This is a genomic window from Pseudoalteromonas sp. GutCa3 (genome assembly GCF_002836155.1).
Lineage (GTDB): Bacteria > Pseudomonadota > Gammaproteobacteria > Enterobacterales > Alteromonadaceae > Pseudoalteromonas > Pseudoalteromonas arctica.
Genome location: NZ_PJBK01000022.1, coordinates 1 through 21810 on the forward strand (window position 1 = coordinate 1; position 21810 = coordinate 21810).

Sequence of the window (21810 nt, forward strand, 5' to 3'; positions counted from 1 at the left end):
GTAACTAGATGCCCTATGAAACATTTTTAGATGACTCTACTTCGCTAGTTGAATTTACACGTATTTACTTAGCTGTTTTTTATACTTTTGTTGCGGGGTTTTATACATTTAGAATTATTTATAAAAATCGAGATACACCATCAGGCGTTATTTATCCCGGAGATAAGTTTTGTACTAGTTGGTGGAACCATATGGTTTTTAAATTTTTCAGGGCTGCTATTTGGTTTATATGTGTAATTAGAGTGTTTGTACCTGAGTTAGATAGCTACCTTGGGCTATTCCCAATTCTCAATGGCTGGCCAGGTGTATTATTTGGCGATATTTTATTGAGTGCAGGTTTTATTTTGACGATGTTTGTACATTTTCATATGGCGGCACTTTGGCGTTCAGGAATTGATCCTAAGGGACCACATGAGCTTAAAACATCAGGACTATATGAATACTCTAGGAATCCGATGTATTTAGGTGTTGTAGCTGCACAGGTGGGTTTCTTTTTAGCCTTACCTAGTATATTTAGTTTGACTTGTTTGGTTATTGGTTTTATAGCTATATATAGACAGACGTTAGTTGAAGAAGCTCATTTAGCTCATCGCTTTTCAATACAATATAAAGAGTACAAGCACCTAGTCCCTCGCTGGTTATAGCTTGGGATTAAGCTTTAAATACATGAAATTTTAACGCAAGAGTAAAGAAGTGTTCTGTGTTGGCTTGCTAAAATCTAGCAAGATGGACATAAATCAGATCACTTCTTTTTGTTTTATACCAATTCGCTTAATTAAGTGATCTATTTTGAGGATGGAAAAACGTGTTGATAGCTAGGCAAAAAATTTGCTATTTAGTTGTTCTAAATGAGAATTTTTTAACACAGGTAGCGACACATTTAGCCCCGCAAAATGATTAAGTATTATTGCGGATTGGTATTATATACTTTTTCATAAACTCTTGTTTAGTAATTGCCTTTGAAAAAATGTAGCCTTGAATATAATCGCAAGCAAGCAGCTTTAATAGGTCATACTGTTTTTGTGTTTCAACACCTTCCGCTACCACCATTACATCTAGGTTGTGAGCCATAGTTATAATAGCCTTCACGAGAGCAATACTATTATCGTTTGATTCAATATCGCTTATAAATGAGCGATCTATTTTTAAAATATCTATATCTAAGCGCTGTAGATACGCCAAAGAAGAATAACCAACACCAAAGTCGTCAATCGCTATGTCTATATTAATAGTGCTTAAGCGTTTTAATTGTCGCTGTATTGACGAATCTGGATCCATTAAGGTATTTTCAGTGACTTCAATTAAAATAGTGTTGGCGGGTAGTTGGTACTTTTTACTTGCAACAATCCATTCATCCACCCAGCAACCAGCGCGGTCAATTTCAAGAGGTGATGTATTTACACTGACTTGAATTGTCTTTTCACTTAAAACATTGAATAGGACGGTATCTTGAATTGCTTGAGATTTTACCCATTGGCCGATATCGTTTATCAATCCGTTTTTTTCAGCAACAGGTATAAATTCATTGGGCCCTATTAGGCCTCGTTCAGGGTGGTTCCAACGAATAAGGGCTTCAGCTTTAGGTACTGATTTCCCATCAATTGAAAATATAGGTTGGTAATATAATTCAAATTGGTTTTTTACAATTGCAGTGCGTATCTCTTCTATCAGGCGACGCTTCTCTGTGGCTTTTTCTTCGATAGCATAGGAGAAAAACTCATAGCGATTCCGCCCTTTATTTTTAGATAAATACATCGCTTGATCAGCACGTCTAACAAGCTCTTCTACTGTTAAACCATCAGCAGGGAAAAACGTTAAACCTATGCTTGCGGTAACATAGACTGTTTCTTTTTTTATTTTAATGCTCTGCATTAAACTACTTTTTACAGCTTCGGCAATTTTTGATGCTTCATCAGGGCTACTTACACCCTCTAAAATTAATGTAAATTCGTCTCCACCTAAGCGTGCTACTGTATCTTTTGTTGTTATACAGCTTTGCAGCCTCGTTGCTACCTGGTGTAATAATAAATCACCGTAGTCATGTCCAAGGCTGTCGTTTACTTCTTTAAAACCATCTAAATCTATAAATATAAGTGCGAATTTCATTCCCTTAATACTTACTAAGCTTTGTAGTTTCTCGTAAAAATACCGTCTATTTGGTAAATCGGTTAACCCGTCTTGGTAAGCATATTGTTGCAACTGAATATTTGCATTTTCAAGTTCATTAGTACGAAGCCTAACTTGGTTTTCTAATGAGCTTTCTCTTTGCTCAATGTTGTATAGCATATCGTTAAAACAAGAAGTTAACTGTCCGACTTCATCTTGTGATAGTTGTTTAGCGCGTAAACTATAATCATGTGACGTTGTTATTTTATTTGCTGTTTGTGCTAAATATAAAATAGGGTTTAAAAAGCGGCGCCTTAGCAAAAGGGATAAAATGAGGCTGATAGCAAAGGTAAAGACCATCAAAATCATTATAAATTTAAAGTAAAAAGTGATTCTGTCTTGAATGTAACTGTTGTTAGCGCGTATTTTTAATACGCCATAATCATGCATATCGAGCTGAAGGGGGGTATTAACCTCAATGCTTTGTTCTATTTCTTCATTTTCGGCTTGAGCAATAACAAGTTGTTCACCAGTCATACTCGTTACCATTATACTAATAACATCTGAGCGTATAAGTATTGGGTTTATAAGCTCTTGTACTGCATCTATATCATTAAACATAAGTGCAGCAGTTATATTGGGTGAAAGCATTTTAGACAGCGACCCCAGGCTTTCTATTTGTTCTTCTTTAGCGCTGGTGATTTCATAAGCACTAAATACAATGGTTACTGTAGCGGTTGATACAAGTGCGACACTCATTAAGATGAATAATAATTTTTTGCTCATTGTATTTAATGCAAATAGTTTTTTCATTGCATTACCTATCTATAACGCGTGCAAGTCGTAGTACTTTTGAACTCATAGTAATGCCTGCATCTTTAAGCTGTTGTGGTGCAATTTCAAAGCGAATTTTACCACTGGAAAGAAAGAATCTGATATGGCCGCCATTTTCAATAAATGAGTCTGTTTCACCAATGACCATAATATTTTTTAGATCTAAAGGAGTTATGTTTTGCCACTGAGCAAATGTATCTGAGGTGATAAATAGCATGTTACACGCAGATGTTGTGACTTCATCAAGAGTGACTAATTTATTATGTAAAGGTAATTTTTTTATAGTGCGATTTTTTAGAGCGGTGTTAGCCACATCAATAAAGTATTTATCAGGGCTACAAATAGTAAATTGATCAAGGGGCTCTAAATGAGAATCCCAGTGTCCAAAACGTGCAAAGTTATACAAGAAGCCTGCTTTTAGCATGTATTCTTTTTCAACAGCGTCAACGCTGGTACTTAAAAGTACCAAGGCTATTAAGCTTCTGTGAATTAGACTTCTTAATTTAATCATCTAATTAGCTTAGAAATTTGCTGAAATTGTAAACGTAATACATTCATCAATATAGTTTGGTAATGTATAGGTTTCGCGCGTATTACTGTACTCAATATGTGAACCTGAAAATAGGTTTTTACCCGAAACAGCAGTAGACCACACAGGAGTAGCCTGCCAATTCCAACTAATATCTAACGTTGTGTAATTATCAGTATTATATGCATTTGAGTTTACTGCTCGTAATGTCGCAAACACGTTATGGTTGGTTAAAAAAGAATAATCGGCTTTTGCAAATAACTGCCTGTTTTTAGAGTCATACCCGATAGCGGGCTCTACTCTAGGAGGTAAATCGTAGTTATAGTCGGTGTAACTGTAACCAAACTCAGTATTGAGATTATCAATTGGTTGCCATGATACTACTAAGTCGAACCCTTTAGTGGTTGTGTCTGCTACAGATGCAAAGTCTAAATCTATACGAGTCATTGTTAGTGCTTGAAATACTTCTGGAATTCTCCCTGCTAGAAATAAATCAAGTATAGGAGTGAATTGTTCAGCATGCGTATTCATATCAATAACCGCTACGTTTTTAGCATCGGTATAATAAGTAGAAAGATCTAATGACCAATCGTTAGCAGTAAAACGGTAGCCTAATTCATAAGATAGATAGTTTTCTGATTTAACTTTGTCATTACCATTTAGGTAGGTTGCAATTCGGTAGTCGTCTATTTGGTCAAAGCCTGAACTTAAACCGGTAAGATCTTTAATTTCTGTACCATTAACTTTAAAGTTGTCGTTAAACTCAATTAATGTTGGTGTACGTACACTTCGCGATATTGCGCCCCAAGTAAGGTGGTTATCTACTGGTTTGTATATAAGTCTTGCTGATGGTTGATTTTCCCAGCCAGTTAAATCGTTATGATCAAGCTTAGTACCAATAATAAAGTCGAGAGTGTCAGGAGTAACATTGTATTGAGCTTGAACAAGTGCACCATATTGTTTGAGGCTATCAAAGTTTTTATCGCTATCTAAAAATACGCTTTCTGCGAAAGATATAGAATTGTATCGGTAGTTCAACCCCCAATCTAACTGTAGAGATTGATATATAAAATTCATTTGATAATCAATATCTATCGATTCAAAGTCTTCTTTAATATAATTTTGAGAGCCATTTTGTTTAAGCCAAGAAATTTGTAGCATTTGATTCGCATCTGGCGACATTCTGTTTTCAAGGCGCGCCATTATGCGCGAGTCTGTTCGCTTTAAATCATCTGAAAATGAAATGTTTTCGTTGGTTTCATCGACAACACCTCGGTAGTTTTGGCCAAGTGTGGAATGAGTTACATCACCCTGAAGTAGCGCAGACCACTCATCATTAGGGGTAAAGTCAGCTCTAAAACCTAAAGAATTTTGCTTAGTTGTGTCGTTAGGATCGAGTGAGATCCCTTTTTTTGATTCATTAGCATCTTTTAAGTGCCCATACACACGGTAGCTGCCTATGTTACTTATATCACCACCGTAGCGAAGATTAGCATCAACATTTATTTGATTACCAGTTGTTACACTTGCGTGTCCACCGCGAGTATCAATACTATTTTTAGTAATGATATTAATAACGCCATTATTTGCGTTACTTCCCCAAAGTAATCCGCCTTGTCCGCGTATAACTTCAATACGTTCAATATCGTACAAAGGAACGTTGAGTGTTTCCCAATAAACAGCGGCAAACTTTGGGGTATATAAGCTTTGTCCGTCAATCATAACCAATAATTTGCTTGAAAAGCGAGAGGCAATGCCTCTTGAGGAAATAGCCCATTGATTGTTATCGAGCTGACGGACAATTAAACCCGGCACCATTTTTAGTGCTTCAGGTACTGATGTAGCACCAGATTTAGTAATTTGTTCTTTACTTAATACATAAATAGATGAGGCGGTATCAAATGCTGATTGTGCTCTTTTCATCGCAGAAGTCGCTTGCACATCCATACCCATTAAAGCATCAAGATCGAGATCTTCATCTTCAAACGGCTCAGCCGTTATAAGAGGGCACACAAAAAGTAATGGCCAAAATAAACGTTGTGATATTTTCACCCAAAAGTCTCCTGCGCAATCAAAAAATCAAAAACAATGACTGTTTTTGTAATACATGTGATATCACACAATATTAACATACATTAACAGCGTAAAAGTATAAATGCGATTAAATCAAAACAACTAATTTTGTAGTAGTTAAAAATTTAACTTCGGCCAATAAAACAGTAAAATTTAAAAAATAAAGTAGATACATTTTATACAATTACATTTATTAAAGAGTCAAAAAATAGAAGTCACTGAGAGTTATATGATTATACTATTTAAAATTTAGTCTATTTTTGAAGGACTTCAAAGTATTTTGCGCTTATTGATTATTTAACTTTGCATATCATGCTTTTACAAGGGCGATATTAATTATACGTGCACGATTAATCTAACTTTGTATTAACTATTATTGTAGTTTCAATTACCTTTGCTTTTATTAAAGGTATATAGAATACTTAAATTCGCTTGGTTTTGCTTTGAAGGCACCAAAGTATGGAAAAAAATGAATTAATTAATGTAGAAGAAGTACTCGATTTAATGCTTGATGCCGTTTGTGTAGTAGATAAACAAGGCACATTTGTTTTTGTAAGCGCAGCATTTGAGCAAATATTTGGTTATACGGCCGACGAAGTTGTAGGCACAAAAATGATTAATTACGTTTACGAAGGTGATCATTATAAAACGCATAATGCCGTAACTTCGCTGTTGTCTGGCGAAATGGTGAACCCTCGCTTTGAAAACCGTTGGATGAGAAAAGATGGTCAAGTAGTTCATATATTATGGTCTGTTCGTTGGTCAGAGCAACATCAAGTCAGAATCGCTGTCGCGCACGATATAACTGAACGTAAAGTAATGGAAGATCAACTCCATTATATGGCACGGCACGATGTGTTAACTGGCCTACCAAATCGTTCTTTATTGATGAATCGATTAGAAAAAGTAATTATTAGTGCAACTACAAACAACACATTTTTTTCTTTACTGTTTATAGACATAAATGGCTTTAAAGCAGTAAACGATACTCACGGACATGAAATTGGCGATAAGCTTTTATGCGCTATAGCAAAAAGGCTTTCAGCGTCAGTAAGGCATTACGACACAGTAGGGCGTTTAGGCGGAGACGAATTTTTAATTATTTTAGATAACTTAAGTTCTAGCCACGAAACTGTCAGAATCAAAAATAAAGTCCTCACTGAGTTTAAAGCCGTCTTTAAGTTAGATGACGTACTACTAAATATTTCACCCAGTATAGGAATTGCAAACTACCCCGAGCACGGCCAAACAGATCACGAACTCATAAAGTATGCTGATCAAGCTATGTACAAAAATAAGCAACGAGGCTTAGATAACGTAACCTATTTACCTCAATAACTAAGCTGAACTATCACCTTAGGTTAAACAATAGTCACAGCGTCCTTAACTACAATGCCTTACTTGCCGACATATTTTTTAATATCGGTTTGCCAGTGCTGCGCTAAAAAATCTATAAATGCTCTTACAACAGTTTGTTGGTAGTTCCTTGATAAATAGGCTGCCCACAAATCATGTCCAGATGATAATGAAGGCGATTATCGTATCGGCAGTAATACATTTTTTACTAATGATGCAGGCGAAAGCAAGGTATCGGTCACTGATTATGCAACCGCAATGATTGATGAAGCGCAAAATGCGGCGCACGTTAATAACCATATTTGTATGCCTACTAATATGGTTACTAATCAAAAGCGTTTGATTATTTAGATATAACAATACTGGCTCACAAGGTTAAAATAATTTAATCTGAGCGTATTAATACTTATTAAATTATTTGCCTTATGAGCCTTCTTTTTTCTCTTGCGTTAGCAAGCCTTCCCGCTTTACCAGAGCCAGTTGCTAATAATGCTGTGGCTAAAGTTACAGTACAAAACCAAACCTATTTTTTAAGCTTTATGGGGCTGGGGCGCGATAAACAATACTCGTCAGTGCATAACAAAGTGTGGGCGCTTAAAGTTGGCGATTCACAGTGGCAATCTAAAACTGGTGTGCCTTCAAGCTTGCCACTAAAAGGGCGCTTAGCAAGCACCGCAGTCGGTTTAGGCGAGTACGCCTATGTGTTTGGCGGCTATACGGTAGCAGAGGATCATACTGAAGTTTCAAGCCCCGACGTATATAAGTACGACGTAATAAAAGATACCTACACTCATCTTGCGAGCATGCCAGTACCCGTAGACGATAGCGTAGCGCTGAGCTACAAAGCGCGTTACATTTATCTAATTAGCGGTTGGCATAACGATGGCAACGTAAACTTAGTGCAAGTGTACGACACGCAAAATAATACATGGCAACAAGCCTCGCCATTTTTAGGTGAGCCCGTATTTGGCCAAGCTGCTGCAATTAGCGATAATACCATTGTTATTTGTGATGGCGTTAAAACACAAGCTAATCCTGATTCGCGTCGCTCGTTTGCAGGTGTAGCGCAGTGCTTAAAAGGCACAATAGATTCAACTAACCCACAAAAAATAGATTGGCGTACGTTGCCACATCCAACGGGCAGCGCTCACTATCGAATGGCAGCTACCAGCTATAACGGCAATATTTATATGATGGCAGGCTCTAATAACCCATATAACTACAGCGCAATAGGCTACGACGGCAAACCTGCACCAGCAAGTGACCATGTTTGGCGCTTTAGTATCGAAAAAAACGAATGGCAGATTTTATCACCAGTTGAAGTAAAGAGTATGGATCATCGTGGTTTACTTGAGCACAGCGGTATTTTATATCGAATTGGCGGTATTGATAACAGTCAGCAAGTAAGTGCTAACGTACTCGGTTACGAGGCGCCAAAGTGAACACCCTTTACATTACCGGAGCGGGAGTCAGCGCAGCCAGTGGTATTCCCACCTTTAGAGGGGAGGATGGTTATTGGACCATTGGCAGTAAAAATTATACGCCTATGGAAATGGCAACGCGCGCAATGTACCAAAATGCCCCTAAAGAATTTTTAGCATGGTATTACCATCGCTTTGCAACGTATCGCAACCATGGCCCAAACGACGTACACCATTGGCTAAGTGACAAAAACCTAATTACTCAAAACATAGATGGGCTTGATGGCAAAGCGGGTAATAAAAATTACATTGCTATTCATGGCAGGCTTGATCAAATGACCTTATTTCATGAGCAAGGTGAGCCAGCCACGCCACTTGCCACCCCGTGGGATAGTGTAGAAGAAAGCCGCCTGCAAGAGTCTCTTTTTGAGCTATTTAATATTCAACACCAAACGCCTGTGCTAAACCATTCATTTAAGCCCTTTGTTTTATTATTTGACGAATATTACACCGAGCTTTACAGAATAACAGAAGCACAACAGCGTATGCTCAACGCCGATAAAATTGTATTTATGGGCACCTCGTTTAGCGTTAATATTACGCAAATGGCAATTGAAATAGCCCGAAATTACGACATTCCTGTTGAAGTGGTTGACCCTGAGCCTGCACATATTTTGCACGCTAACGTCACATATAAAAAAATGAATGCATTAGATTACATTCAATCTAATTAATAAGTGCTATATTTTAAAGGGATTGATAATGTTTTCTTAAATATTACAATCTCTTTATATAATATTAACGAGTCAAAAATGTTATTATTATCCTGATTATAACAATACTAAAGAGATCTGAATGAGCGACTTAACTGCAATAGCAAACTTGTCCATTTTACTTGTAGAGCCTTCAGAGGTTCAGCAAAAAATAATAATAAAATCGCTTTTAGAAAGTGGTGTAAAACAAGTTGAAACTGCATCTACACAAACACAAGCGCTTAGCTTATTAGCAAGTTATCACCCTGATCTAGTTATAAGCTCTATGTATTTATCTGACGGGACAGCCGACTCACTATTGCAAGAAATAAGATCAAACCCTATCACCGAGCATCAACCTTTTATGCTTATATCGAGCGAGCGTAATAAAAAATACCTTGAGCAATTACGCCAATCAGGTGTGCTTGCTATTTTGCCTAAGCCTTTCAGCGCAAAAGCCATTACCCGCGCTCTTAAAGCAACTTTAGATATTATAAGCGAAGAAGAAGTAGAACTTGATCATTTTGACGTAACATTACTAAGAGTGCTTGTTGTAGATGATAGCCGCTTTGCGCGTAAACACATAATACGCGTACTTGCGGGTATGGGAATACCTGCCCCGGTAGAAGCTGTAAACGGTAAAGAAGCTATTGAGCACTTAAACAACCAATCGTTTGACTTAATTGTAACCGACTACAATATGCCAGAAATGGACGGACGAGAACTAACAGAAACCGTTAGAGGCTCAAATAGTTACTCACATATCCCTATTTTAATGGTGAGCTCAGAGGCAAACGAAACGCACCTAGCAAATATAGCTCAAGCGGGAGTTGATGCTATTTGTGATAAACCGTTTGAACCAGCCACAGTGCGAGAATTATTGTTTAAAATAATGTCTTAAAAGTAAGTACAAGCGTAGGACGGTAGGACGGTTATTATTTGGCCTACGCTTATCTTTAAAATACATTTACTATTACAGTTTTCCTAATCTATAAATGAGTAATGCAGTTTTTTTAATGTTTTTATCAAGGCTGGTTAAATCGGCTGTTTCGTTTTTAGTGTGCGCGCCGCTGCCCATTAAGCCCAAACCATCAAGCGCCATATCAACATGGCTTGCCGCAAACGAAATATCTGCAGCGCCTGCATTACGTGGGTTTGCTGCTACTACTTTGTTGAAGCCTAAATCATGGCTTGCGTCGCTGTATAATTCTAATAGCTTTTTATTGCCATCAGTTAATGCCATTGGCGGGTAACCGTCTTCAAAAATAAGCTCTGCTTTACTGCCATTTAAACTGTTGCTAGCAATAAGTTGCATTGATCTTTTTGCGTTTTCTAATTGTTTTGGTGAAAGTGCGCGTAAATCACCTGCTACATGCACGGTTTGTGCTATTACATTACTTTTACCAAACGCCGTTGCTGACGAATTAGCACTGTCGTAATCGGCATTTGTACCGCCTACAATAAGCCCCGGGTTAAACGTTAAATTAGGTTGCGTGGCAAGCTGCTCTCTAAAATCATTTAAAATACGTGATGTCTCGTAAATAGCGCCATAACCAACGTTTTCGCTAAATATTTGCGAAGAATGCGCCGCATTTGCCGTTACGTTTAGCGTCCAACCGGTATAACCACGGCGCGCCGCCATGGCAGTTTTAATATTGTTATCGCCATTTTCATAACCAAGCGCTACGTCAGCCCAAATTGCCGCATCAACAATAGCTTGTTTAGATAAGCTAAGCGGGCGACCGCTGCTTTCTTCATCGCCGGTTAGTAACACTTTTATGCTTACATTTTCGAGTAAATTAAGGGCTTGTAAGCTTTTAAGTGCAGTAATTATTACCGTGTTACCGCCTTTCATATCGGCAACGCCTGGGCCACTTGCGGTGTTTTCATCAAGCTGTTTGTAGGTAGTAAAGTTATCATTTTTGTCAAATACCGTATCTAGATGGCCGATCATCAGTATTTTTATTGCATCGGGATCATTACTCTCATGGGTTGCTAATACATGTCCTGCGCGGTTAAACGCACTGCCATCAAGCCATTCTACTTTAAAACCTATGGCTTTAAGCTGCTCGCTTGTCAGCGCACCTACTTTTTTTACACCTTCAATATTAAGCGAACCGCTATTAATATTTACGGCTTGCTTTATTTCTTGCAATGCTTGGGGAATGTTTTTATCGACCTGTTTTACTATTTCACGCTCATTTTTGTCAAGCGCAGCATGGCTTGTAAGCGGCAAGGTACTAGCAATTGTGAGAATAAGTGCATGGCTAAATTTTAAAAATGACATAACAGCATAATAAGTGAGAAATAAGAATATTTAATATGAAGTAAAAATCCAGAGTATTCAATAGAAGTAGGTTGCGATTTTTAACTAATTTTATAAGCAATAACGAGTTACAGGTTTAAGGGGGAATGCGTTATTGGTTTAAACACAGGTATTTAAATATAACCACTTAACTAATAATCAACCTGTGCAACTAAACAGCAATTTGCCTGATATTACTGACCTCCACCATTTTGTATTTTTGCTACATTTAGAAAAGTTGAGACTGAACTAACTGTTTACAAATACTTATTTTATAGCTAGGGTAAAACCATTGTAATATAAGAACATTTGTCATTTTTAGGCGACAAATGTCGTAGACTAAATTGTAAGATTTATAGGTATAAACAATGAGTAACTTAGTTGTATTAATAACGGGTGCTAATAGGGGAATCGGTTTCGAATTAGCCAGACAATACCTTATAAATGGATGGACAGTAATTGCTACCTGTAGAGATCTAGAAACGGCGGTTGCTCTAGTTTCATTGAAAGGTAAGTTTCCAAATAAATTGTCTATTGAACTAATGGATATCACTTGCCCTGAAAAAATTAAGACGTTGGCAAGTAAACTTAATGAGGAAAATATTAAATTAGATTTAATAGTAAATAATGCGGGATATTTGGATCGAGAAAACACAAGTATCCATACTATTAATTACGCTAATGCCGAAATGTGTTTTAAGGTGAATTCACTTGGACCACTATATTTAACTCATTGCTTTTTACCTTTAATAAATAAAAAACGCTTATGTAAGATAGCCGTTATTTCTTCTGCTATGGGATCTTTGTCGCTAGAACAAAGTGTGGATTGGTATGGTTATCGAATGTCTAAAGCAGCAGCCAATATGCTAGTAGTGAACTTATCACAAGAACTTGTTAATGATAATGTGGCTGTGGTAGCTGTTCACCCCGGTTGGGTTCAAACCGATATGGGTGGCTCTACAGCAAGTGAAAATGTTGTAGATTCGGCTCTTGGAGTTATGAACGTTATTCTGAATTTATCTATTGATAATACGGGAAAGCTTTATAGTTTTAATGGTGATGAGTTACCGTTCTAATAAATATAACAACACGCTATGAGGTGGATAACTAGTAAAGTCAGCTATTAATTGCAAATTTTAAAACTGCTGAGCCTCTTCGTTTTAAGGCTATTAAATACGTCAATTCATCGTAGGGTGTTAACGCGGTTTAAGATCCATAACCCATTCATGCAGCGCTCTAGGTATGTAAGTGAGAAATAAGAGTATTTAACATGAAGTAAAAATACACAGGATTCAATAGAAGTAGATTGTGATTTTTAACTAATTTTATAAGTAATAACGAGTTACAAGTTTAAGGACCATGGGGTGTACGCATTATTGGTTTAAACACAGATATTTAAAATATAACCTGTTAACTAAGTAGCCATTATTACAACATAGCAATATGTCTTATATTACTGATCTCCACCATTTTGGGGTTTTGCTACATTTAGAAAAGGTAAGGCGAATCTAACTAACTGTTTACAGTTGTTTATTTTATAGCTAGGATAAAATCATTGTAATATAAAGACATTTGTCGGTTTGTAAAACGACAAATGTCGTAGACTAAATTGTTATGTTTGCCAGTACATCAGGAAGCTGAGATTAAAATGAAAGTAAGTAATCCGTTGACGATTATCGCTATATTTGCAGGGCTGGCAGAAACGCTTGCAACAGTTGCTCTTGTTAAACTTCCGCTAGAAATACAACAAATATTTGTCTATTTCGTTATAGCTTTCCCGTCTGGAATCGTCTTGCTTTTCTTCTTTGTACTTTACTTCAAGAACATCGTTTTGTACGCACCAAGTGATTTTGATGATCAAAATCACTACCTCGAAGCAAATCATATTAAGAAAACATTAAATGAGCGCGTTGATGAAATATTTAGTGAAATTAATAAAAATGGAACAAGGCTGACCAACGAAGAAATTGAAAAAGCAAAGAGTAGTTTGGGAGACAGCATTGATAAAACAGTGGCTATATCAAACAGAGAAAGAGACATTCTTGAATTACTCGAGGACGGCCCCGCGTCGCTGGACCGTATTGCTAACCATGTAAATACAAGTCATCAATCAACGGCCAAATTACTCCATAAATTAGACCAAAATGGATATCTTGAGCGTGAAAAAGATGCGACAGGAAATATTACATGGTCACTTGGAACATAACAAACGGCTGCACCGGAAAAATTTCCGCTGTCACCTTTTGTGCAAAAACACGCACAAAAGCCGCCATCAAAAATTTGCTCGGTGAGCCGGGCGTTATAACTCAAGGCCGAAATATTGAGATACAAACACTTCAAACCTCTAATTCACAACTTTACACACTCTTTTGTTGGAGGATGTAATTATCTTGATGATCGTTTTATCTTCGAAGATCTGTTTGACTTAGCGAAGACTAGAGAAGGTAAAAAAGTGATTATTAATTGGCTACCAATAACTGATAGTCATGACTCTGAATTGAGCGAACGTGTGAAAGCTTCGATAGGTTTTTATCAACAATGGCTACCTAAAATGGCAGCGAGCCTAGATGTAGATATCGTGCACTTACTAGATTACCGAACGGAAGTGTATTTGACTAAACATAGAAACATAAATGTGAAAGCTATAGCTCATGATGATAGAGGAAGAGAATACGAGTACTTTGTAGAATGTTGAGTTATAACAAACACATTAAACCTGACTCCGCAAGCAGGCCGGTTTTTGCAAAATTAACGGCGCAAAAAAGCGTCCAACTTGCTCCGCTGTTTATGCGAAGCGTTAGCAATCAGCAGGAAATAATGGTCACTTGGAATTTTAAGAGTTTAAAAAGCCGTATCCAAGAGCAGGTATCTGATACCCAGTATAAGCGTTTAGATCAATACATGAATGCGTTTGATTGGAAAGGTAAAGCTGTCGGATTTCACTTAAATGAAGCACATGTTTGTTTTGAAAAGTTCAGAGATTGTAGCCTTGATAACTATATAACCCTGATGAATAAATTGGTTAATAATGTTCCTTTTCCAGAGTTTCATTCAGCTAAAGCTCATAGAGAAGTATCGATTGTTTCAGCTGCAATGATGGTTCACAGTCTACCAGAAACACTTGCTCAAATATTGGTCGTATGTCTTCAGTTGCCAGCTGAAGATATTCATAAAATATCTGTTTATTCAGTTCGTAAGTCCATGAAGCAATCTAAGATCAAGGAAAAGTTCATAAATTTAATAAACTCTGATGAATATCGCTATATTAATGCATTTGTAAATACTTCAAAGCATATAAGTTTAGTTAAACCGATGTATTCATTTGCTTTCGATGGAACGACAGTTCATAGCATAGCTTTTGATGAGTTTTCATTCAAAGGCACTAATTTTAAGTCTATAAGGGACGAAGTGCTTATTGATTATATACAAAAGTTAAGGACTGCATGTGTAGAAATCGGAGCTGAGATTTAACACAAGCAGCTATCAGGTTTAACATTATTAACATTAAACCTGACAGCCCGAACTCAACCAAGCAACATTTAATTAGTCGGCATTAAATAAATCTCGCGTACGCTGTTGCGCTGGTTTGCTTCAATGGCAAAGAGTACGGCGTCGGCTACATCTTGTGGGTCGAGTTTGTCGGGTTTAGCTTCATCAAAAAATGGGGTGTTTACCATGCCTGGTGCTATGGTTGTGCAGCGGCCATTCCATTCGCTCATTTCCTCAGCTAAGTTTTGTCCAAAGCCATAAGCAAACCATTTAGTTGCACCGTAAATAGAGCCACCAATTGGCTTACGGCCAGCGGCAGAGCTGGTTAATATAAAGTGACCTTTATTTTGGCGTAAATGCGGCAGTGTTAGTTTTGCAGTCCATAGCAGCGCTTTAATGTTTATGTCGATCATGGTTGACCACTCATCTGGGTCACCTTTTTCGGTGCCAGCGGTTGAAACACCCATGCCTGCGTTAGCAAAGGCTACATCCAATCGGCCAAACTTTTCAATGCCTTTTGTTACTACGTTTTCAAGTGCGGTAAAGTCTGTGGCATCTGCAGCTACGCTAAGTGCGTTATTTGAGCCTAATGACTCAACTAATTTAGTTAATTTGTCTTCGCTTCTGGCGGTTAAAATGACTTTGTGACCATTGTTAACCAGCGTTTTTGCGGTTGCTTCGCCAATACCGCTTGAAGCACCTGTAATGAGGACTATTTTTTCTTTCGCCATGATTATTTCTCCTATGTTTACATATTCAAAATTATGAGAATAGTTTTACTAATGAGTTGGTCTTAAATGTATTTCTCTGATGTTATTGCGCTGATTTGCCTCAATGGCAAATAACACAGCATCGGCAACATCTTGCGGGTATAACTTGTCAGGTCTTGCTTCATCAGTAAAAGGGGTATTTACAGCGCCTGGGGTGATGGTTGTACAGCGCCCATCCCACTCACTAATTTCTTGTGCTAGGTTTTGAGAAAAACCATAAGTAAACCATTTGCTTGCACCGTATATAGAGCCTTTAACAGCTCTGCGACCAGTTGCTGAGCTAGTAATAATAAAGTGTCCTTTGCTTTGGCGTAAATGCGCAAGCGTTAGTTTTGCAGTCCACAATAGGGCTTTAATGTTTATGTCGATCATGGTTGACCACTCATTGGGGTCGCCTTCTTCAACTCCTAAAGTGTCTAGCCCTTTACCTGCATTAGCAAAGGCAACATCCAAACGGCCAAATTTTTCAATGCCTTTAGCAACAACGTTTTCAAGCGCGGTAAAGTCGGTTGCATCTGCGGCTACGCTAATGGCGTTATCTGAGCCCAACGACTCTACTAATTCAGTTAATTTATCTTCGCGTCTAGCGGTAAGTATTACTTTATGACCATTGTTGACCAGCATTTTTGCGGTTGCTTCGCCAATACCACTTGAAGCGCCGGTTATGAGTACTATTTTCTCTTTTCCCATAGATAACCTCTTTTGTGAACATTGAAAGCTTAAAATAACCATACCAATAAACGATTAACCTATATTGAATAGGGGCTATAAATTAGCCGTAAATAGGCGGGCTTTACGTATCAAAAACCATAGTTTTAACGGTATTTTTAAAGTTGAAATAAGTGATTAAAAAAGATAGGTTTAAATTTTTTATTCTATATACTCGCGCCACTTCTTTTGAAGTCGGTTTTTATTAGATTTAACCATTATTTTGCTGAGTTTCAGCCACATTTATCGGAACAAACATGAAAGATAAGCTTTTAGCGTTTTGGCAAAGCCATTCAGAAACAATCATCACTTTAGGGTACAAAGTGATTTTAGCGTTGGTGATTTTAGTTGCGAGTGCCTTAATTGCACGCTCGGTTAAAAAGGCGATTAAAAACTCTAAATCGCCATTAAAAAGGGTAGATAGTACGCTACTCCCGCTTTTATCGAGTATTGCTGGTTATTTAGTTTATATAATTGGCGGGCTATTTATTTTAGATATTTTTGGCGTTAATACGGCAAGCTTAATTGCGCTAATGGGCGCTGCAGGTTTAGCGATTGGTTTAGCCCTTAAAAATACGCTGAGCAATATTGCTGCGGGTATTATGCTGCTAATACTCAGACCTTTTAAAATAGGCGACTTTGTTGATGCCAGTGGCACGCTTGGTACTGTGAGTGAAATAAACCTGTTTACCACGATTTTTAAAACCACCGACGGTCTTTATATAGCATCGCCTAACGGCAAAGTATGGGGTGGCAATATTAAAAACTTTACCCGTAACGGCAAAAGACGAATGGACATAGTGGTGGGTATTTCGTATGCCGACTCTATTGATGTTGGCTTAAATGTACTTAAAGAATTAGCAGCATCAGAGAGCCGATTACTTGCAGAGCCTGCTCCTAAAGTAATGGTGACTTCAATAGGCGAAAGCGCAGTAAACATTCAATTACGTGCGTGGGCTGTTAATGGTGATTATTGGCAAACCGTGTGGGATTTAAATAAACGTGTTAAAGAAGCAATTGAAGGCGCTGGGCTGAGTATTCCGTTTCCGCAGCGTACGCTGCATTTATCGGAGTCGATGGCGTCGGCAATAACTGTTAACAAAGATGCTTAAATATGTATTAACATAAACATAAACACGAATAAAAATAGCGAGCCTTTGCTCGCTATTTTTGTATTAGCCTTTGTGCTGACGAGGTATTAACCTTCTAATTGAAAGTCGTACACTGAGCCTAAATTAAGTAGCTGCGTTAGCTCATCAAGTGCTTGGTAGCTTTCGGTGAGTAGGGCTGAATCTGCAAAGTCACTTGCGCCTAATTTGTCGCGGTAGTTACGTTTTGCCCAGTCACACAGTTGTGTGTATTTAGTATCAGTTAAAATAACCTCAGGGTTTACTGCAGCAAGTTCTTGCTCGTTAAGGGCTACACGTAAACGCAAGCAAGCTGGGCCGCCGCCATTTTGCATACTTTGGCGTAAATCAAAAAACTGTACTTGGTTTACTGGGTTATCAGCCATAATCATTTCTTCAATGTAGGCGTTAACCGCGCTGTTGCGTTTACACTCTTGTGGTGCCACTAACAGCATTGAACCATCTTCAAGGCTCACTAGCTGGCTATTAAATAAATAACTACTTACAGCATCGGTAATGCTTACTTTATCGGTAGGTACTTCAATAATGTAAAATTCTTTATTGCCCACATACGCTTCGCGAATATCTTGCAGTGCCAAAGCTTGGTTTAAAAATGCTTGCTGGTGGCACAGTAATACGTTGGCGTTACCTACTGCAATTACATCGTTATGAAACACGCCTTGGTCTATTACGTCTGGATTTTGCTGTAGTAAAATTTGGCTTGAATCTTTTAAGTTATGTAAGCGACAAATTGCTTCTGAGGCTTCGAGTGTTTGCCTTGCAGGAAATTTAGCTGGTTTTGGTAATTGGCTATTAAACGCGCTGGCACCAAATACAAACATTTCAAGGCCTTGCTCGCCGTGGCTGTCACAAAAACGAGTATGGTTTGCTGCACCTTCGTCGCCAAAAAAGCCTTGGTCGGGCAAATGGGTATGATGCGCAAAGTATTTGTCGTTGTTAAACATCGCTTTTAATAAGCGTGTAGTGGTTGCAGGCTCTAATGAACGATGAAACTTATTATTTAAATTAGCTGAAGTAAAATGTACTTTGCCGTCGGTTGTATCAGGAGATGGCGATACCGTAGCGGCATTGGCTGTCCACATTGCTGACGCTGAATAACACGCGCGTAATAAAATAGGATCTGCTTTAAATGCTTTATGAATTACTTGTGCATCGTTACCGGTAAAGCCTAAGCGGCGCAGTACGTTTAAGTCGGGGCGCGCATGAGGGGCAAATACACCTTGAGTTAGGCCTTTGTCGTGCATGGCTTTCATTTTTTCAAGGCCTTGAAGCACTGCCTCTTGAGGATTTGAAAAGCTTGCTGCGTTATTTAACGAGGCAACATTACCATACGATAAACCAGCGTAGTTGTGAGTAGGGCCAACTAAGCCATCAAAATTAACTTCCAAAGCGTGCATACACGTTCCAACTAAAAATTTTCAATAGGGTGCAACAATACAACGCAATAGGGTTGCTTGCAAAGTTATAAACGCAGTGTTTTTACTAATTTTTGATGTTTTTAAATGGGGAATTTATTACAAGGGGGATTGTTTTTATATTGAACGATTAATTTGAAGTTTAACTAAAATGTACATATAAATTTCATAGTGTGTAAAAGCTTAGCCTAAAGTAGGTTTATACATTTAAGCTTTATGCCAAGCCTTTACACAATACGATGTTACTTAACATAGGCGCGCTCTTTATCAGCGGTTGTATGGGTATTTGTTGGATCATTAACTTGCCAAACGCTAATGTCTAAACGCCATAAAAGATAAAGGGTATGGTATAAATTGAACATGGTTTTTCCTTGGTATTTTCACTGAACACATCAGTGTATAGGAAGAAGTATGCCAACATTAACTTGAATATTTTATGAATAAAAATCAGGTATTTAGTATTTGAGTGTAAATACATACTTAAGGATTAGCACCAAAGAGGTGAAGTATTACTAAAAGATGCACCAGTGTGGTGTGTTTTTAGCAAAAAGCCCTGCAACTATTGGGTCACTTAAATGTGCAAGGCTTTTTTAAAAATGTAGTCACTTAAAAAGTAAATTAGCGGCCTACTTTTCCTTTTACTAAAGGCTCGAACGACATTACTTTAAACTTGCCGTGGCTTTGATTTTTGCCATTATTAAGCACTGGAGAATTATGTAAATCGTCAACGGTAAAGTATATTTTATGATCGGCTCCGTAGCTAAAGCCATCAGGCCAGCTTAAGCGTTCGTCCTTAAATAATACTTCGTAGTTGCCAGTGGGTTTAACTACGCCAATTGCGCCATTGGTTATGTCGGTTACATATACGTTACCGCCGCCATCAACAATAATACCGTCTGAAATTGGTTTAGTGCCGTAACGCGTAACTTTGTCTTCAAGTGCTTTAGCCGAAAGGCTCTCGTTATTTATATCGCTGGTGGCAATGCGGTAAACCGACGTGCCCGACATAGAGCCAAAGTAAAGCCAGTCTTCGTTAGGGTCAAGCGTAATTGGGTTAACACCTAAGCGAGCAGGTTGTCCGCCAAGGCTCATTGTGCGCCCATCAATAACCATATCGACATTTTCGGCTGTGGTGTAATGGCTATTTTGTAATACTCTGCGTGCGACACCTGTTTTAAGGTTAACCGTAATAATAGCGGCTTGGCTGCCTTGGGCTGTGTCGGCAATGTATACAACGCCATGCTTATTATCGATGACTAAATCGTTTAAAAACGAGGTGTCGGTAATGGTCGGTTTAGCCAGATAAATAATTTTATGTAGTTGCTCTTTGTTTGTATCCCAACCTACTAAGCGCCCAGCGTGATCGGGCCCTGAAGTGTCGAGCATCCATAAAACGCCATCGCTTGATACGTTTATACCAAGCACATCGTAAAAACCTTTACCGTTATTGTACGCGTATGCCCATTCTTCATTAGGGTAGGGCTTAGTTGTACCATCGCTTAAAAGCTCCATAATTTTTTGCTTTTGGCCAAAAAAGCCATGCACAGATAAAAACTTTCTGCCGGATGGGGTAATAGCAATGTTGCCCGGTGGGTGCTGCGCATCAAAAGTGGCTACTGTTTTTAAATCAGCATTTTGGTTAGCAGTATTAGCAGTTACTGCGTTACTACCTAAAAGTGCCGTGCTACACGCCGCAGCTAATAGTAATTTTTTAATATGAGTCATTTTTAAAACCTTTTAAAACACGTTTATTGTTTAAAAATTAAGAGCCTAATCGGCTAAGTCGTTTACTACTAAATCGAGCAGCTGCATCAACTGCTTCGCTTGTTTTGCATCTACACTATCAAATTTACATAAAATATTTTTAGGGATATCGGCTGCTTTTAATTTAAGTGATTGGCCATGCTGGGTTAGCTGCACTAGGCGTTTGCGTTGGTCGTGCTCATCTTTAATAACAGCTAGTAATGATTTGTCGCTCATTTTTTTGAGTATTTGGGTCATTGCACCGCCGTCTATCGCGGTTTTATCTTTTAGCTCGGCAATTGTTATTTCGTCTTGCTCCCACAGCGCCATCATTACTACGTATTGCGGGTAAGTTAAATTTAGTTTGCTTAAAGGCTCGCGATACGCACGCGCAATGCTGTTAGATGCCATATATAACCGGTGGCATAACTGATTTTTTAACTTTAATTGCTCAAACGGCATAACGTTATCCTTTATTTCGATGCATGTTATTTTAATTTGCATGCAAAGTATTTGCAATCTCTAATTACTTGTTCTATTATTTTGCACACAAACTAAATTGATTGATGTTTTTAAACTTTGGAGTTCATTATGAATGTATTACAAAACGTAGCTTACACTGCAAAAGCAACTGCAACTGGCGGCCGTGAAGGCGTAGCTAAATCTGATGATGGTCGTTTAGATGTAAATTTATCGACACCTAAAGGTTTAGGCGGAGACGACGGACAAGGCACTAACCCAGAGCAATTATTTGCCGCAGGTTATGCAGCATGTTTTATTGGCGCACTTAAATTTGTAGCAGGTAGCGAAAAAATAGATTTACCAAGCGACACACATATTAATTCACAAGTGTCTATTGGTGCTATTGAAGGCGGTTTTGGTATTGCAGTAAAACTTGCTGTATCACTAGGTGATATGGATAAAGCTGCAGCGCAAACGCTTGTAGATAAAGCACACCAAGTATGCCCATATTCAAACGCAACACGTGGCAATATTGAAGTAGAGCTTTCAATTATTTAATAACTAAATAAAGAAAAGTTATAAAAGCACACAACGACAATTAGTCGTTGTGTGCTTTTTTGCGTTTAAGGCATAAAAATTAAATATACGATAAAACGTATATTCACTATTCCATATGTTGTTATTTTGTTTTATTGTGTA

General features: G+C 38.0%; 20 protein-coding genes. 11 read left to right on the forward strand and 9 right to left on the reverse strand.

Features of this window, described 5'->3' with window-relative positions:
- Nucleotides 1-8: 8 nt before the first annotated feature.
- Nucleotides 9-644, forward strand: a complete 636-nt coding sequence (locus CXF64_RS03445; RefSeq protein ID WP_101216284.1) for a methyltransferase family protein — start codon at nt 9-11, stop codon at nt 642-644.
- Between the two features lie 253 nt (nt 645-897).
- On the opposite strand, the gene CXF64_RS03450 is transcribed toward CXF64_RS03445, so the two are convergent.
- The 3 genes from CXF64_RS03450 to CXF64_RS03460 are packed head-to-tail and all read right to left on the reverse strand — an operon-like array spanning nt 898 to nt 5521.
- Nucleotides 898-2919: a putative bifunctional diguanylate cyclase/phosphodiesterase gene (locus CXF64_RS03450; protein WP_101216285.1), complete on the reverse strand. Its 2022-nt coding sequence runs from the start codon at nt 2917-2919 to the stop codon at nt 898-900.
- A gap of 4 nt (nt 2920-2923) precedes the next feature.
- Nucleotides 2924-3451, reverse strand: a complete 528-nt coding sequence (locus CXF64_RS03455) for a YfiR family protein (protein ID WP_101216286.1) — start codon at nt 3449-3451, stop codon at nt 2924-2926.
- Nucleotides 3452-3460: 9 nt separating this feature from the next.
- Nucleotides 3461-5521, reverse strand: coding sequence for a TonB-dependent receptor plug domain-containing protein (locus tag CXF64_RS03460; RefSeq protein ID WP_101216287.1), 2061 nt, complete (start codon nt 5519-5521; stop codon nt 3461-3463).
- 480 nt (nt 5522-6001) lie between these two features.
- On the opposite strand from CXF64_RS03460, the gene CXF64_RS03465 reads away from it, so the two are divergent.
- The 4 genes from CXF64_RS03465 to CXF64_RS03485 all read left to right on the forward strand — a co-directional run bounded on the left by CXF64_RS03465 (nt 6002) and on the right by CXF64_RS03485 (nt 9972).
- Nucleotides 6002-6880 (forward strand): sensor domain-containing diguanylate cyclase, encoded by an 879-nt coding sequence (locus tag CXF64_RS03465; protein ID WP_101216288.1) that lies wholly within the window; start codon nt 6002-6004, stop codon nt 6878-6880.
- 443 nt (nt 6881-7323) lie between these two features.
- Entirely contained in the window at nt 7324-8340 is a 1017-nt protein-coding gene (locus CXF64_RS03475) for a Kelch repeat-containing protein (RefSeq protein WP_101216289.1), read from the forward strand.
- Complete coding sequence (locus tag CXF64_RS03480) at nt 8337-9053, forward strand: SIR2 family NAD-dependent protein deacylase (RefSeq protein WP_101216290.1); 717 nt, start codon at nt 8337-8339, stop codon at nt 9051-9053. Before CXF64_RS03475 ends, CXF64_RS03480 begins: the two co-directional genes overlap by 4 nt.
- Nucleotides 9054-9174: 121 nt before the next feature.
- Nucleotides 9175-9972 carry a response regulator transcription factor gene (locus CXF64_RS03485; protein WP_101216291.1) on the forward strand — a complete coding sequence of 266 codons (798 nt, stop codon included), beginning with the start codon at nt 9175-9177 and terminating at the stop codon, nt 9970-9972.
- Nucleotides 9973-10044: 72 nt separating this feature from the next.
- Here CXF64_RS03485 and CXF64_RS03490 read toward each other — a convergent pair whose 3' ends face one another.
- Entirely contained in the window at nt 10045-11358 is a 1314-nt protein-coding gene (locus CXF64_RS03490; protein ID WP_101216292.1) for a M20/M25/M40 family metallo-hydrolase, read from the reverse strand.
- A 386-nt stretch (nt 11359-11744) separates the two neighbouring features.
- Between CXF64_RS03490 and CXF64_RS03495 the strand changes: the two genes are divergently transcribed.
- The 4 genes from CXF64_RS03495 (at nt 11745) to CXF64_RS03510 (ending at nt 14847) form a co-directional block, all read left to right on the forward strand.
- Nucleotides 11745-12452 carry an SDR family oxidoreductase gene (locus CXF64_RS03495; RefSeq protein WP_101216293.1) on the forward strand — a complete coding sequence of 236 codons (708 nt, stop codon included), beginning with the start codon at nt 11745-11747 and terminating at the stop codon, nt 12450-12452.
- A 572-nt stretch (nt 12453-13024) separates the two neighbouring features.
- Nucleotides 13025-13582, forward strand: a complete 558-nt coding sequence (locus CXF64_RS03500) for a winged helix-turn-helix transcriptional regulator (protein ID WP_101216294.1) — start codon at nt 13025-13027, stop codon at nt 13580-13582.
- A gap of 114 nt (nt 13583-13696) precedes the next feature.
- On the forward strand, nt 13697-14071 hold the full coding sequence (locus tag CXF64_RS03505) for a hypothetical protein (RefSeq protein WP_101216295.1): 375 nt from the start codon (nt 13697-13699) through the stop codon (nt 14069-14071).
- Entirely contained in the window at nt 14065-14847 is a 783-nt protein-coding gene (locus CXF64_RS03510) for a hypothetical protein (protein WP_101216296.1), read from the forward strand. Before CXF64_RS03505 ends, CXF64_RS03510 begins: the two co-directional genes overlap by 7 nt.
- A gap of 68 nt (nt 14848-14915) precedes the next feature.
- Here the strand turns inward: CXF64_RS03510 and CXF64_RS03515 are convergent, their stop codons facing one another.
- Together CXF64_RS03515 and CXF64_RS03520 are read right to left on the reverse strand one after the other, a co-directional pair.
- Nucleotides 14916-15596, reverse strand: a complete 681-nt coding sequence (locus CXF64_RS03515) for an SDR family oxidoreductase (RefSeq protein WP_024597443.1) — start codon at nt 15594-15596, stop codon at nt 14916-14918.
- A 48-nt stretch (nt 15597-15644) separates the two neighbouring features.
- The gene (locus tag CXF64_RS03520; protein WP_101216297.1) at nt 15645-16325 is read right to left on the reverse strand and encodes an SDR family oxidoreductase; all 681 of its coding nucleotides are present in this window, start codon (nt 16323-16325) and stop codon (nt 15645-15647) included.
- A gap of 275 nt (nt 16326-16600) precedes the next feature.
- Between CXF64_RS03520 and CXF64_RS03525 the strand changes: the two genes are divergently transcribed.
- A complete protein-coding gene (locus CXF64_RS03525) occupies nt 16601-17455 on the forward strand; it encodes a mechanosensitive ion channel family protein (protein ID WP_101216298.1) in 855 nt (284 codons plus the stop codon).
- Nucleotides 17456-17541: 86 nt separating this feature from the next.
- Here CXF64_RS03525 and astB read toward each other — a convergent pair whose 3' ends face one another.
- The 3 genes from astB to CXF64_RS03540 all read right to left on the reverse strand — a co-directional run bounded on the left by astB (nt 17542) and on the right by CXF64_RS03540 (nt 21111).
- A complete protein-coding gene (gene astB / locus CXF64_RS03530; protein WP_004334492.1) occupies nt 17542-18888 on the reverse strand; it encodes an N-succinylarginine dihydrolase in 1347 nt (448 codons plus the stop codon).
- Between the two features lie 636 nt (nt 18889-19524).
- On the reverse strand, nt 19525-20631 hold the full coding sequence (locus tag CXF64_RS03535) for an L-dopachrome tautomerase-related protein (RefSeq protein WP_101216299.1): 1107 nt from the start codon (nt 20629-20631) through the stop codon (nt 19525-19527).
- A 45-nt stretch (nt 20632-20676) separates the two neighbouring features.
- Nucleotides 20677-21111: a MarR family winged helix-turn-helix transcriptional regulator gene (locus CXF64_RS03540; protein WP_101216300.1), complete on the reverse strand. Its 435-nt coding sequence runs from the start codon at nt 21109-21111 to the stop codon at nt 20677-20679.
- Nucleotides 21112-21240: 129 nt separating this feature from the next.
- Here CXF64_RS03540 and CXF64_RS03545 point away from each other — a divergent pair, with 129 nt between their 5' ends.
- Nucleotides 21241-21669: an organic hydroperoxide resistance protein gene (locus CXF64_RS03545; RefSeq protein ID WP_024608437.1), complete on the forward strand. Its 429-nt coding sequence runs from the start codon at nt 21241-21243 to the stop codon at nt 21667-21669.
- Nucleotides 21670-21810 lie beyond the last annotated feature (141 nt).